Origin of the sequence: Arthrobacter sp. NPDC080082, from assembly GCF_040686595.1 — a bacterium.
GTDB lineage: Bacteria > Actinomycetota > Actinomycetes > Actinomycetales > Micrococcaceae > Arthrobacter.
In genome coordinates this window covers 438,982-451,576 of sequence record NZ_JBFBKQ010000001.1, presented here as the reverse complement: position 1 = coordinate 451,576, position 12,595 = coordinate 438,982, and the positions used below count along the sequence as shown (strand labels likewise).

Annotated in this window: 11 protein-coding genes; 9 read left to right on the top strand and 2 right to left on the bottom strand. The window is 70.6% G+C overall.

Going from position 1 to position 12,595, the window contains the following annotated elements; translation table 11 throughout:
* Window positions 1-5 precede the first annotated feature (5 nt).
* The 7 genes from AB0O44_RS02090 to AB0O44_RS02060 all read left to right on the top strand — a co-directional run bounded on the left by AB0O44_RS02090 (window position 6) and on the right by AB0O44_RS02060 (window position 7,716).
* Window positions 6-755, top strand: coding sequence for a hypothetical protein (locus AB0O44_RS02090; RefSeq protein ID WP_364133603.1), 750 nt, complete (start codon window positions 6-8; stop codon window positions 753-755).
* Between the two features lie 102 nt (window positions 756-857).
* Complete coding sequence (locus AB0O44_RS02085; protein ID WP_364133600.1) at window positions 858-2,030, top strand: ABC transporter substrate-binding protein; 1,173 nt, start codon at window positions 858-860, stop codon at window positions 2,028-2,030.
* Window positions 2,031-2,068: 38 nt separating this feature from the next.
* On the top strand, window positions 2,069-2,794 hold the full coding sequence (locus AB0O44_RS02080) for an ABC transporter ATP-binding protein (RefSeq protein WP_364133597.1): 726 nt from the start codon (window positions 2,069-2,071) through the stop codon (window positions 2,792-2,794).
* The gene (locus AB0O44_RS02075) at window positions 2,784-3,728 is read left to right on the top strand and encodes an ABC transporter permease (RefSeq protein ID WP_364133594.1); all 945 of its coding nucleotides are present in this window, start codon (window positions 2,784-2,786) and stop codon (window positions 3,726-3,728) included. Before AB0O44_RS02080 ends, AB0O44_RS02075 begins: the two co-directional genes overlap by 11 nt.
* A gap of 135 nt (window positions 3,729-3,863) precedes the next feature.
* Window positions 3,864-5,132 carry a uroporphyrinogen-III C-methyltransferase gene (gene cobA, locus AB0O44_RS02070; RefSeq protein ID WP_364133592.1) on the top strand — a complete coding sequence of 423 codons (1,269 nt, stop codon included), beginning with the start codon at window positions 3,864-3,866 and terminating at the stop codon, window positions 5,130-5,132.
* Window positions 5,133-5,176: 44 nt separating this feature from the next.
* Complete coding sequence (locus AB0O44_RS02065; protein ID WP_364133589.1) at window positions 5,177-6,637, top strand: FAD-dependent oxidoreductase; 1,461 nt, start codon at window positions 5,177-5,179, stop codon at window positions 6,635-6,637.
* Between the two features lie 89 nt (window positions 6,638-6,726).
* The gene (locus tag AB0O44_RS02060) at window positions 6,727-7,716 is read left to right on the top strand and encodes a DNA topoisomerase IB (RefSeq protein WP_364133587.1); all 990 of its coding nucleotides are present in this window, start codon (window positions 6,727-6,729) and stop codon (window positions 7,714-7,716) included.
* A gap of 21 nt (window positions 7,717-7,737) precedes the next feature.
* On the opposite strand, the gene AB0O44_RS02055 is transcribed toward AB0O44_RS02060, so the two are convergent.
* Window positions 7,738-8,463 carry a DUF1206 domain-containing protein gene (locus AB0O44_RS02055; protein WP_364134652.1) on the bottom strand — a complete coding sequence of 242 codons (726 nt, stop codon included), beginning with the start codon at window positions 8,461-8,463 and terminating at the stop codon, window positions 7,738-7,740.
* A gap of 337 nt (window positions 8,464-8,800) precedes the next feature.
* Between AB0O44_RS02055 and AB0O44_RS02050 the strand changes: the two genes are divergently transcribed.
* Complete coding sequence (locus tag AB0O44_RS02050; RefSeq protein ID WP_364133584.1) at window positions 8,801-9,340, top strand: hypothetical protein; 540 nt, start codon at window positions 8,801-8,803, stop codon at window positions 9,338-9,340.
* A gap of 159 nt (window positions 9,341-9,499) precedes the next feature.
* On the opposite strand, the gene AB0O44_RS02045 is transcribed toward AB0O44_RS02050, so the two are convergent.
* Window positions 9,500-10,942 carry a PucR family transcriptional regulator ligand-binding domain-containing protein gene (locus AB0O44_RS02045; protein WP_364133581.1) on the bottom strand — a complete coding sequence of 481 codons (1,443 nt, stop codon included), beginning with the start codon at window positions 10,940-10,942 and terminating at the stop codon, window positions 9,500-9,502.
* A gap of 160 nt (window positions 10,943-11,102) precedes the next feature.
* Here AB0O44_RS02045 and AB0O44_RS02040 point away from each other — a divergent pair, with 160 nt between their 5' ends.
* Window positions 11,103-12,533, top strand: coding sequence for a gamma-aminobutyraldehyde dehydrogenase (locus AB0O44_RS02040; protein ID WP_364133579.1), 1,431 nt, complete (start codon window positions 11,103-11,105; stop codon window positions 12,531-12,533).
* Window positions 12,534-12,595 lie beyond the last annotated feature (62 nt).

The following is a 12,595-nucleotide window of genomic DNA, read 5'->3' as shown; positions in this document are numbered from 1 at the left end:
GCGCCATGCCGGAGAACACGGCTCCCACCCCGGCCCCAGCGCCGGACCCCGGCCCTGCGCCCGAGCGCGGCCCTGGACCCGAACCCGGCCACGCCGTTGAACCCGCCGGGCCGCCGCCCGCGGTGCGGGCGCAACTGCTCGCCACCGAACACTGGAGCCTGCTGGCCTCCCGAAGCACCACCCAGAGCGAGGTGCTGACCCGGATCAGCATGTTCCTCACGCTGACCTCCGCCGGGCTGCTCAGCCTGGCCCTGGTGGGCCAGGCGACGGGGTTCACCGGGCTGTTCCCGGTGTTCGAGCTCTCGGTCCTTGGCTTCGTGACGCTGGTGGGAGTCCTCACCCAGGTCCGCGTCATGAACGTCGGCATCGAGGACCTGATGTACGTGATCGCCATGAACCGGATCCGGGCCGGGTACCTCGGCCTGGACCCCGGACTGGCGCCGTACCTGATGTCCTCCCCGCACGACGACCGGCCCGGCTCCGAGCAGACCTATTTCTTCTTCCGCAACCGGAGGCACGCCAGCCAGTTCCTGGGCAGCAGCATGGTCTTCATCGCCGCCGTCAACGCCGCGCTCGCGGGCCTCCTGACCGCCGCCGTCGCCGGAACCCTGACCGCCCCGGCGCCGGTCACCGTCGGGCTCGGCGCGCTCGCCGCCGTCGGGTACCTCGCCGTCGCCCTGGTCCGCAGCGGCCGCCGCTACTTCGGCCTCTGGACCCGCTATTCACCGAGCTTCCCTACGCGCCCCGAGGACTGACGCCTGCCCGTTGCGGCGCGCTGTGTGACGCCGCGTGAACCCCCGTGACCCCCGGTTTCCGGACCATTGAACCCGGTTCGGACGGCTCCCTAGGGTGAAGCCATGACAAGCTCACAGCCCGGGACCACCCGAATCGTTGCCGGTGAACCGGGCCCCTCCCGGCACCACAAAACCCAGCGCCGCCGCGGCCTCGAGGTGGGCCTCGCCGTCGGGCTCGCGCTCCTGATCGGTGCCGGGGCCGCCGTCGCCTCCACCGTCAGCCGCGGGCGCGGCCCGGCCCCGGACGCCGGCACGGTCGGCGGCACCCCCGCGGCCGAACTCAAACTCGGCTACTTCGGCAACATCACCCACGGGGCCGCCCTGATCGGCGTCAGCAAGGGCTTCATCGCCGCAAGCCTCGGCCAGACCAGGCTCAGCACCCAGGTCTTCAACGCCGGCCCCGCCGCCATCGAGGCCCTCAACGCCGGCGCCATCGACGCCACCTACATTGGCCCCAGCCCGGCGATCAACTCCTTCGTCAAGAGCAAGGGCGAATCCATCAGCGTCGTCGCCGGTGCCGCCTCCGGGGGCGCCCAGCTGGTGGTACGTCCGGAGATCAGCGCCCCGGACCAGCTGCGCGGAAAGACGCTCGCCACCCCGCAGCTGGGCGGCACCCAGGACGTGGCGCTCCGGGCCTGGCTCGGCAAACAAGGCTTCCACGTCAGCCCCGACGGCGGCGGCGACGTCACCATCAACCCCACCGAGAACGCCCAGACCCTGAAACTGTTCCAGGCCGGAAAGCTCGACGGCGCCTGGCTGCCCGAACCCTGGGCGTCCCGGCTGGTGCTGCAGGCCGGCGCCAAGGTCCTGGTGGACGAGAAGGATCTGTGGGACGGCTCGCTGTCCGGCGCCCCGGGACAGTTCCCCACCACCGTGCTGATCGTCAACAGGGCCTACGCCGCGGCCCACCCGGACACGGTCAAGGCCCTGCTCAAGGGCCACGTCCAGGCCGTGGACTGGCTGCAGCACGCCCCCGCCGAGGAGAAGGCCGGTGCCCTGAACGCCGCGCTCAAGGACGCCGGCGGTGCCGAGCTGCCCGCCGACGTCGTGGACCGCTCCCTGCAGAACATCGTCTTCACTGTCGACCCACTCGCCGGCACCTACCCGAAGCTGCTCCAGGACGGGGCGGACGCGGGCATCACCAAACCCGCGGACATCACCGGCATCTTCGACCTGACGGCGCTCAACGCCGTCTCCGCCACCCACGTGTCCGCCCGGGGCCTGGGCAAGGACTGACCGCCCCGGCCCCCACCGCAACCAAGGGAGACCTCCTCATGCCGGTACTGCTGGAAAACCTCGGAAAGACTTTCGACGACGGCGCGCCCGTCCTGGAAGGCGTGAACGCCAGCATCGGCGCCGGTGAGTTCGTGGCGCTGCTGGGAGCCTCGGGCTGCGGAAAATCCACCCTGCTGAACATCATCGCCGGGCTGGAAGCTCCCACCACCGGCGCCCTCGAGGTGCCCAGCGACGGGGCGGCGTTCATGTTCCAGGACGCGGCCCTGTTTCCCTGGCTCACCGCCCGGGAAAACGTCGAACTGGCCCTCACGCTCCGCGGCGTGGGGAAAGCGGAACGCCGCCGGACGGCCGGGGAACTGCTGGACCTGGTGCACCTCTCCGGCGCGGGCGGCAAACGCCCGCACGAGCTCTCCGGCGGCATGCGCCAACGCGTGGCCCTGGCCCGGGCACTGGCCCAGGACCGGCCGTTGCTGCTGATGGACGAACCCTTCGCCGCACTCGACGCCATCACCCGGGACCTGCTGCACGACGAACTGGAACGCGTCTGGCACGAAACCGGCCGGACCATCATCTTCGTCACCCACAACGTCGGCGAGGCGGTGCGGCTGGGCCAGCGGGTCCTGCTGCTCTCCTCCCGCCCGGGCCGGGTGGTCCAGGAGTGGCAGGTCACCGCGGAACACCGCACCAACCCCGGACTGGCCGGACAGCTCACCAGCGCCATCACCGCCCGGCTACGCGAGGAGATCCGCCGCCATGCCCACTAGCCACACCGCCGCCCCGGCCGCCGCCCCCGAAGCCGCCACCCTCCCTTCCGCCGCCCGGGAGAAGTCTCTCCGTCCCGGCGTCGAGGACCTCCGACAGTTGGAGGCCGGCCTGGACTCACTGCAGTCCGCCGCCGCCCGGACCGCCCGCATCGACTGGTCACGGGTGCTGCTGCCGGTGGCCGCGCTCGCCGTGCTCCTCCTGGCCTGGCAGGCGTACGTCTGGCTCGGCATCAAACGCCGCGACCTGGTCCCCGGTCCGCTCGACGTCGCCGGGCAGCTCGGTGCCCTCTGGGGCGAGGCCACCCTGCAACAGGCCGTGGCCACCTCACTGCAGCGCGGCGCCGCAGGGTTCGTCATCAGCGTGCTCATCGCGACGCCGCTGGGCCTGCTGCTCGCCCAGGTGGCCCCGCTCCGGCGCGCCTTCGGGCCGCTGATCTCCGGACTGCAGGTGCTGCCCTCGGTGGCATGGGTGCCGGCGGCCATCATCTGGTTCGGCCTCAGCGACGCCACCGTCTACTTCGTGGTCCTGATGGGCGCCATCCCGTCGATCATCAACGGCCTGATTTCCGGCGTCGACCAGATCCCGCCGCAGTACCGCCGCGTCGGCTCCGTCCTTGGCGCCTCCCGGCTGGACCTGACCCTCCGGATCATCCTGCCCGCCGCCCTCCCCGGCTATCTGGGCGGGCTCAAGCAGGGCTGGGCCTTCTCCTGGCGCTCGCTGATGGCCGCCGAAATCATCACCGTGGGCGGCAGCATGGGCTTCGGCCTGGGCTCCCTGCTCAACCAGGGCCGCGATCTCGCGGACATGACGGTGGTCCTCGCCGCGATCCTGCTCATCCTCGCCATCGGCATCCTGGTGGAACTGCTGGTCTTCGCCCCCGTGGAGAAGCACCTGCTCCGCCGCCGGGGGCTCCTGGCCGGCAGTACCCGCTGACTCCGCCAGACCAGGGATGACGGACCAGAGATGACGGACCACAGATGACAGCACAGATGACGCCCCGTGACCTCGCGTGAACCGGTGTTTCCCGGCCGCTGGTCGGCCCGCCCGGACCCGCCCTACCCTCGACGCATGACCATCCAGGACATCTATCCCGCGGCACTGCGCCTGCTCGGCCGCCCCGTACTCGTGGTCGGCGGAGGCCCAGTCGCCGCCCGCCGCGCCAAGGGCCTGCTGGACGCCGGCGCCCGGGTCACGATCGTCGCCCCCCAGGCCGGGGCCGGGGTGCGGGAGCTGGCCGACGCCGGGCTCCTGGCCTGGAAGGCCCGGCCCTACCGCTCCGGCGATGCCGACGGCGCGTGGTTCATCCAGACCGCCACCGGCGATCCGGCCGTTGACGCACAGGTCGCCGCCGACGCCGAGGCGCAGCGGACCTGGTGCGTCAACGCCTCCGACCACGAGGCGTCCGCCGCCTGGACCCCCGCCGTCGCCGTCGTGGACGACGTCAAGATCGCCATCAACGCCGGGGGAGACCCGCGCCGGGCCATGGCGCTGCGCGACGCCGTCGCCACCGCCCTGGACACCGGCGACCTGCCGCTGCGCCGCCACCGCGTTCAGACGGACGCAGCCACCGGCTCCGTCGCCCTGGTGGGCGGCGGCCCCGGCGACCCCGGCCTGATCACCGTCCGCGGCCGGCGCCTCCTGGGACAGGCCGACGTCGTCGTCACCGACCGGCTGGGGCCCCGGCAACTGCTGGACGAACTCGCCCCCGACGTCCGCGTGGTGGAGGTCGGCAAGACCCCCGGCCACCACCCCGTCCCGCAGGCCGAGATCAACCGGATCCTCGTGTCCGAGGCACTGGCCGGCCACCGCGTGGTCCGGCTCAAGGGCGGCGACCCGTACGTCCTGGGCCGGGGCGGCGAGGAAGCCGAATACTGCCGGCAGCACGGCGTGGACGTCGAACTGGTCCCCGGGGTGACGTCAGCGGTGTCCGTCCCCGCCGCCGCCGGCATCCCGGTCACCCACCGCGGCCTGGCCAGGGGCTTCAGCGTGGTCACCGGCCACGAGGAACTCGCCGAGGTGCCGGCCCGGGCCGACCACACCGTCGTCCTGCTCATGGGTGTCGGGCGGCTGCGCGACTCCGCGGCCACCCTTGCGGCGGCGGGTTTGCCCGCAGCAACGCCGGTTGGCATCGTGGAGAACGGCTACCTGCCGAACCAGCGGGTCACGATCGGGACGCTCGGGACCATCGCGGACCAGGCGGAGGCCGCCGGGGTGGCGAACCCCGCCGTCGTGGTCATCGGCGACGTCGTCCGGGTCAGCCCCTACGCCCCGCCCCACTTCAAGACCGCGGACTACAGCACCACCTCCCCGAACACCCCGCGCGTCCCCGCCCCCTAGGCACGCCCGGCACCAGCCACCGCCCGAACCAAAGGAACACAGCCGTGTCAGCAACCCTCCCCGCAGGAACCCCCGCCCGTCCGCTCCGCGTCGCCGTGATCGGCGCCGGTCCGGCCGGCGTCTACGCCGCGGACATCCTGACCAAGAGCGAGGCCGTCACCAGCGGCGCGCTCACCGTCAGCATCGACCTCTTCGACCGGTACCCGGCGCCCTACGGACTGATCCGCTACGGCGTGGCCCCGGACCATCCCCGGATCAAGGGCATCGTCAACGCCCTGCACAAGGTTCTGGACCGGGGCGACATCCGCTTCTTCGGCAACGTCGACTTCGGTACGGACCTCACCCTCGCGGACCTGCGCACGCACTACGACGCGGTCATCTTCGCCACCGGCGCGATTAAGGACGCGGACCTGAACATTCCGGGCATCGACCTGGAGGGTTCCTTCGGCGGCGCCGACTTCGTCTCCTGGTACGACGGGCACCCGGACGTGCCGCGGGAGTGGCCGCTGGAGGCCAAGGAGATCGCGGTGATCGGCAACGGCAACGTGGCCCTGGACGTGGCCCGGATCCTGTCCAAGCACGCCGATGACCTCCTGGTGACCGAGATCCCGGACAACGTCTATGAGGGTCTGAAGGCCTCCCCGGTCACGGACGTGCACGTCTTCGGCCGTCGCGGCCCGGCCCAGGTGAAGTTCACCCCGCTGGAGCTGCGCGAACTCTCGCACTCGAAGGACGTGGACATCGTCCTGTATGCGGAGGACTTCGAGTTCGACGAGGCCTCGGACGAGGCAATCCAGTCCAACAACCAGATCAAGACCATGGTGGGCACGCTGACGAACTGGATCGCCGAGCAGCCGGAGGACCTGTCCGAACTCACGGCGTCCCGCCGGCTGCACCTGCACTTCCTGCACAGCCCGGTGGAAGTGCTCGGAGACAAAACAGGCGACGCGTCGGCGCCGGGCCGCGTAGCCGGGGTCCGGTTCGAACGGACCGAACTCGACGGCACGGGCAACGCCCGCGGCACCGGCGAGTTCGTCGACTACCCGGTCCAGGCCGTCTACCGCGCCATCGGCTACTTCGGCTCGGCCCTCCCCGAGGTGGACTTCGATCACAGCAAGGGAGTGATCCCGAACGACGGCGGCAGGGTGCTGGACGCCGCGGGCACCCACGTGCCGGGCCTCTACGCCACCGGCTGGATCAAGCGCGGCCCGGTGGGCCTGATTGGCCACACCAAGGGCGACGCCCTCGAGACCATTACCCTCCTGCTCGAGGACTGGGTAACCCTGCCGGCCGCCCCGGCACCCGCCCCGGACGCCATCGTTGCCCTGCTGGAAGGCCGCGGCACCGGCTTTACCACCTGGGAGGGATGGCTGGCGCTGGATGCCCACGAGCGGGACCTGGGCGGCCGCGCTGCGGACACGGGCCTCCGGCGCGAACGCATCAAGGTGGTCCCCCGTGACGAGATGGTGGAGATCTCCCGAGGCGGGGTGGCGGCGCAGGTCTAGGGAACACCGCGTCCACAGTGGCGGCATTCCGGGCAGATAGTCAGTAGGCTTACCGTCATGAATGCACACTCGACGCTTGGGCCGCTCCGGTGAGGCTCCGCCGCAGCAACGCCTCCGGCCGCGGCTACCGGCGCGTGCCCTCCGGTTCCGGGTTCAGCTACAAGGACTTGGACGGTTCCACCATTCCGCCCGGGGAGCTCCGGGACCGGCTGGAAGGCCTCGGCATCCCGCCGGCCTGGACGGACGTCTGGATCGCCCCGTACGAGAACGGGCACATCCAGGCCACGGGTGTGGACGCCGTCGGCCGCCGGCAGTACATCTACCACCCGACCTGGCGGGAGCGGAAGGACCGGGTGAAGTTCGATCGGTCGCTCCAGCTCGCCGAGACCCTGCCCTCCGCGCGGCGCGGGGTCACCCTGGACCTCCGGTCCGAGGGCCTGACCCGGGAGCGGGTGCTTGCGGCTGCCTTCCGGATGCTCGACAGCGGTTCGCTGCGGGTCGGCTCGGAGCGCTACACGAACGAAAACGGCAGCCACGGCCTCGCCACCCTGCTCTGCGCCCACGTTACCGTCCGCAAAAACGAGCTGCGCCTGACCTTCCCGGCCAAGAGCGGCAAGACCTGGGAGTCCCGCATCGACGACGCCGACCTGGCCGCCGTCGTCCGCTCGCTCAAGCGCCGCGGCGGCAACGCCCGCCTCCTCGCCTACAAGAACGGCCGCAGCTGGCACCCGGTGACGAGCGCCGAAATCAATGACTACGTCAAGGAGCGCACGGGCGGGGACTTCACCGCCAAGGACTTCCGGACCCTCCGGGGCACCGTCGCGGCCGCGGTGAGCCTGGCCAGGAGCGGTCCGCAGCCCAAGGTCTCGGCACGGAAGCGGGCGGTGAGCCGGGCCATGGTGGACGCCTCCGCTGTCCTCGGCAACACGCCCTCGATCGCCCGCAAGAGCTACGTCGACCCGCGGCTGCTGGATCACTTCGCCGCGGGGGAGACCATCGACCCCAAGCGGCTGGACTCGGCCGAGTCTGAGATCCGCGCCCTGCTCTACCAGGAGGGCAACGTGGTGCCGCTGCGCTGAGGACCGGCAGCCCGGTCCGGGCTACATCCTCCCGAAGCGGGCCCGGATCAGGGCGAACAGGCCGTAGGCGATGAAGCCGGCGCCGATGGCCAGCAGCAGGAACGGGCCGAACGGATGGTGCTGGAGGGCCTTCAGGCTCCCGTCCAGCCCGGTGGAGGAGGCGGGGTCATCGGTGACCTCGGCCATGACGAACAGCAGGCCGGTGAGGATCAGGGCCACGCCCTTCGCGACGTGCCCGGCCACCCCCAGGCCGCTGATCAGGTGGCCGCGGTGGGTGCCCTCGAAGTGCCGCAGCTCCTCCTTGAACTTCTTGCCCAGTCCCTTGACCACGAAGTACACGCCGATCCCGCCGACGGTCAGGCCCAGACCGATCAGCAGCGGGCCGCCGAGTGGGCGGCTCATCAGGTCCTCGCTGAAGGCGGCCGTGGTATCGCCCGAGTCGCTGCGGACCCCGATCGCGAAATTCGCAAAGGTCCAGCCCACGCTGCCGTAGGCCACGGCCAGGAATCCGGAGGAGACCAGCTTGCCCAGGCGCTCCCCGCGCGGCAGGTGCCGGGCCCGCAGGGTGGCCTCGCTGAGCTGCCACAGCGAGAGACCCGCGCAGCCGATAAACCCGGACCACATCACCGCCGGGCCCCACGGGTTGTCGGCAAGCTGTTCGATGGCGCCGGTCGGCTCGGCCTGGCCGGGCGCGCCCAGGACCAGGGCGACGGCGATCGCGCCGATGACGATGTGCAGCAGGGCCATCACCGCGAATCCCCAGCGGGCCACGACGTCGAGCACCCGGCTGTTTGAGGCGGCCTCGGCCACGTCGACGGCTCCCTCGAGTCCGCCGTCGGCGTCCGGCTCCGCGCCGCCGCCGCGCACCCCGTCCGCCCGCTGTGTCATGGCCCTGAGTTTACGCGCCGGGAGGGTTCACGCCGGACGCCGCCCCCGGTGGCCGGCCCGCGTCCCGACAGACCCCGGGCCACCGCCTGTCCCGGACTTCACACTTGTTGGTAAGTGTGCTTACTATGTGCTGGGGCATGGTTGAACCTTGGCCGTGCCGGCCCGGACCCGCAGACAGACGATAGGACAGCTCATCATGGCAGGAAACCTCGTTGCACGCTCCATCCACGACTTGACCGCAGGCGCCTGGTTCGGCGGCTCGCTGATGGGCGCGATCGGACTCAATGGCGCCACCGCGGAGGCCAAGGACCCTTCCGAGCGCACCCGCCTCTCCAGCCTCGGCTGGAAGAAGTGGGCCCCGTACCAGACCGCCGCCTTCGGCGCGCACTTCCTCTCCGGCCTGGCCATCATGTGGGAGAACAAAGGCCGGATGGCCAAGCAGGACGGCGTCACCCGGCTGAGCATCTACAAGTCGATCGTGACCGCCGCCGGTGCGGGCGTCACCCTCTACGCCGGCATGCAGGGCGCCAAGGTGGAGAAGCTCGCCGCCGAAGGTGCCGAGGGTGCCACCGAACCGAAGCCGGGCGCCTCCGAGGAACTCCGCTCCGCACAGCAGCAGCTGAAGATCCTGCAGTGGGCAATCCCGGTCTTCGCTGGCTGGGTGATCGTCCTCGGCGCCAAGCACGGCGAGATGCAGCGGCCCAAGAACGTCCTCAAGGGCCTCGGCCGCTCCTAGCCGCTCAGCAGTACCTTCCTTCCACGGCACCACCACGGCGGGGTCGGACCCGGCTCGGGAACCTTCCCGGCGCCGGATCCGGCCCCGCTGTGCTGTGCAGGCAGGCGTCGATCCGGCGGCGTCCGGACCGAAGAACGGCCAGGCGGTGGAGCGTGGGCTTTAGCGCGGGTGGCGGGCGCTGAGCCGCTGCACGGCCAGGGCCAGCCAGAGCTGGACCCGGTCCGCGGTCTGGGCCGGGTCGTACCCGGTCAGGTCCGTGATCTGGGCCAGGCGGTAGCGCACCGTGTTCCGGTGCAGGGTCAGCTCCTCGGCCACCGCGGCCACGGAGCCGTTGTTGTTCAGGTAGCTCTCCAGTGTTGTCATCAGTTCCGCCCCGTGCGCGGCGTCGAATTGCCGGAGCGGGTTGAGAGACTCGTTGGCCATGTCCGCGAGCGGGACGTCCTCGCTGGCCAGCAGGAGCGAGGTCAGGCTCAGCCGTTCGGGTTCGTTAACCGGAAGCCCGTGGCTGGCAGCCTCGCGGGCCTCGAAGTAGCTCCAGCGCAGCCCGTTCGGTTTGGTGTACGCCCCGCCCAGTCCGATCGTGGCGTGTATACCCGCCTCGGCCAGGTGGTCGCTGAGGTTGCGGGCCAGGGCGCTGGCGCCGCTGCCGTCGTCGGCGACCACCACCACCAGATCCTTGCCCACCACGGCGGTCACGGCGGCACGCAGCGGCTGCGGCAGCGAGGAGCTTCCCAGCTGCTTGGCGTGGGCAGGCGACTCCGCCAGCAGCACCACGTTTTTGCGGGTGCTGTCGACGCCGATCCCGGCGAGCCGGCGGGCGGCCTCGGTGGGCTCGAGCGTGCCGTGGATGACATCCTCCAGCACCTGGCCGGCGAGGGCCCGCTGCGCCTGCCGCTGCTTGACCATGTTGTTCAGTTCGACGCTGATCAGGTTCTGGGCGTAGCCGATGATCCCGGTGTCCTCGAAGGGCTGTTTCACCCAGAGGGTGCAGGCGTCCCGGCGCCCGGTGGGGATCGGGTAGGACGCCCAGCCGTCGGTGCTGGGGGAGGGGCCGCCCGGGGCACTGTTGTACAGCTCCGCGGTGAACTGGGTCAGGACCAGGTCGGTGCGCAACATCGTCCCGAGGTGCTTGAGCAGTTCGGCCAGGCCGCCGCCGGTGAGCAGCGCCCTAGCCAGGATCTGGTGCCCGGCAATGAGCCGCTCCAGCTTGGCGTAATGGTCCGCGGACTGGGCGTCCGCCACCAGCTTGCCGATGGCGATGAACGGCGTCTCATAGGGAACTTCCACCACCGGCAGCCCCCAGCGGTTGGCCTCCGCCACCAGGGCCGGCGGGACCGTTTCGTGGGTGAGGCCGACGCCGAAGCCGATCCCCACCGCGCCGGCCCGCTGCACCTGCCGCACGAAGCGGCGCTGCTCCGGGGCGGACCGGAGCCGCATGCCCGTGGTGAGGACCAGTTCCCCGCCGTTGAGGAAGCGCTGCGGGTCCTCCTGCTCGGTCACCGCCACCCAGTGGATGTCCTGGTGCCAGGTGGTCTCGGCCAGGCCGGCCTTCGTCAGCCGCAGGGACGGAACCCCCAGCAGGGCGGCGAGAGAAATTGCCATGGATTCAGGATAGCCGCGTGCTGGTCAGGCGCACTAAAGTGCCGCCGGGCCGGTGTGCAGCTGCCTATTCCACCCCCAAGCACCCTGGCATAGGCTCGGACCAGTCACCGATCCCCTCATCCCTGCCTGACCCAGGCCAGCACGAAAGAGGTTGTACACCGTGGTTCAAACCTTGCAGAACTTCATCAACGGCGAGTTCGTCACGCCCGCCGGTACCGGCATGCTGGACATCGTCAACCCCGCCACCGGCGAGGTGGTGGCGAAGTCCCCGATCTCCGTGCAGGCCGACGTCGACGCCGCCATGACCGCCGCGAAGGATGCCTTCGCCAGCTGGAAGCACGTCACCCCGGGCCAGCGGCAGCTGATGCTGCTCAAGCTCGCCGACGCCGTCGAGGCCAACAGCGACGAGCTCGTCGAGGCACAGCACCGCAACACCGGCCAGGTCCGCTCGCTGATCGCCGCCGAGGAAGTCGCCGCCGGCGCGGACCAGCTCCGGTTCTTCGCCGGGGCCGCAAGGCTCCTCGAGGGCAAGTCCGCCGGCGAGTACATGGAAGGCCACACTTCCTTTATCCGCCGCGAGCCGATCGGCGTCGTCGCCCAGGTGGCCCCGTGGAACTACCCGTTCCTGATGGCCATCTGGAAGATCGGCCCCGCCCTGGCCGCCGGCAACACCGTGGTGCTCAAGCCCTCCGACACCACCCCGGAATCCACGCTGGTCCTGGCCCGCCTCGCGGGCGAAATCCTCCCCGCAGGCGTGCTCAACGTGGTCCTCGGCACCGGCGAGACCGGAGCCATGATGGTCGAGCACAAGGTCCCGGGCCTGGTCTCCATCACCGGCTCCGTCCGGGCCGGCATCGCCGTCGCCTCCGGCGCCGCGAAGGGCCTCAAGCGCGCCCACCTGGAACTCGGCGGCAAGGCCCCCGCGATCGTCTTCAAGGACGCGGACATTAAGAAGAGCGCAGCGGCGATCGCCGAGTTCGCCTTCTTCAACGCCGGCCAGGACTGCACCGCCATCACCCGCGTGCTGGTCGAGGATTCCGTCCACGACGACGTCGTGGCCGCCATGGTGGAGCACACCAAGACCCTGCACACGGGCTCGCAGAACGACGAGGACAACTACTTCGGCCCGCTGAACAACGTCAACCACTTCAACGCGGTCACCTCCGTGGTGGAGAACCTGCCGGAGAACTGCCGGATTGAAACCGGCGGCCACCGCGCCGGGGACAAGGGCTTCTTCTTCGAACCCACCATCATCACCGGCGCCAGGCAGACCGACGACATTGTGCAGAAGGAAACCTTCGGCCCGGTCATCACCGTGCAGAAGTTCAGCAGCGAGGCCGAGGCGATCGAGCTGGCCAACGACGTCGACTACGCCCTCGCCTCCAGCGTCTGGACCACAGACCACGGCACCGCGATGCGCGTCAGCCGCGACCTGGACTTCGGCGCGGTCTGGATCAACACCCACATCCTGCTCACCGCCGAGATGCCGCACGGCGGTTTCAAGCAGTCCGGCTACGGCAAGGACCTCTCGATGTACGGCGTCGAGGATTACACCCGGATTAAGCACGTCATGAGCGCGCTCGACGCATAACGCTGCTGCCTAGCGCTGTCGCATAACGCAGGCTCCTGCCGACCACTTCACCCTGAGAAAGG

Bases quoted from the DNA above. Each gene is read 5' to 3' on its own strand.
- AB0O44_RS02075 (WP_364133594.1), top strand. From the start codon at position 2,784: ATGCCCACTAGCCACACCGCCGCCCCGGCCGCCGCCCCCGAAGCCGCC.
- AB0O44_RS02085 (WP_364133600.1), top strand. From the start codon at position 858: ATGACAAGCTCACAGCCCGGGACCACCCGAATCGTTGCCGGTGAACCG.
- AB0O44_RS02055 (WP_364134652.1), bottom strand. From the start codon at position 8,463: ATGGCCCTGCTGCACATCGTCATCGGCGCGATCGCCGTCGCCCTGGTC.
- cobA (WP_364133592.1), top strand. From the start codon at position 3,864: ATGACCATCCAGGACATCTATCCCGCGGCACTGCGCCTGCTCGGCCGC.
- AB0O44_RS02045 (WP_364133581.1), bottom strand. From the start codon at position 10,942: ATGGCAATTTCTCTCGCCGCCCTGCTGGGGGTTCCGTCCCTGCGGCTG.
- AB0O44_RS02050 (WP_364133584.1), top strand. From the start codon at position 8,801: ATGGCAGGAAACCTCGTTGCACGCTCCATCCACGACTTGACCGCAGGC.
- AB0O44_RS02090 (WP_364133603.1), top strand. From the start codon at position 6: ATGCCGGAGAACACGGCTCCCACCCCGGCCCCAGCGCCGGACCCCGGC.
- AB0O44_RS02080 (WP_364133597.1), top strand. From the start codon at position 2,069: ATGCCGGTACTGCTGGAAAACCTCGGAAAGACTTTCGACGACGGCGCG.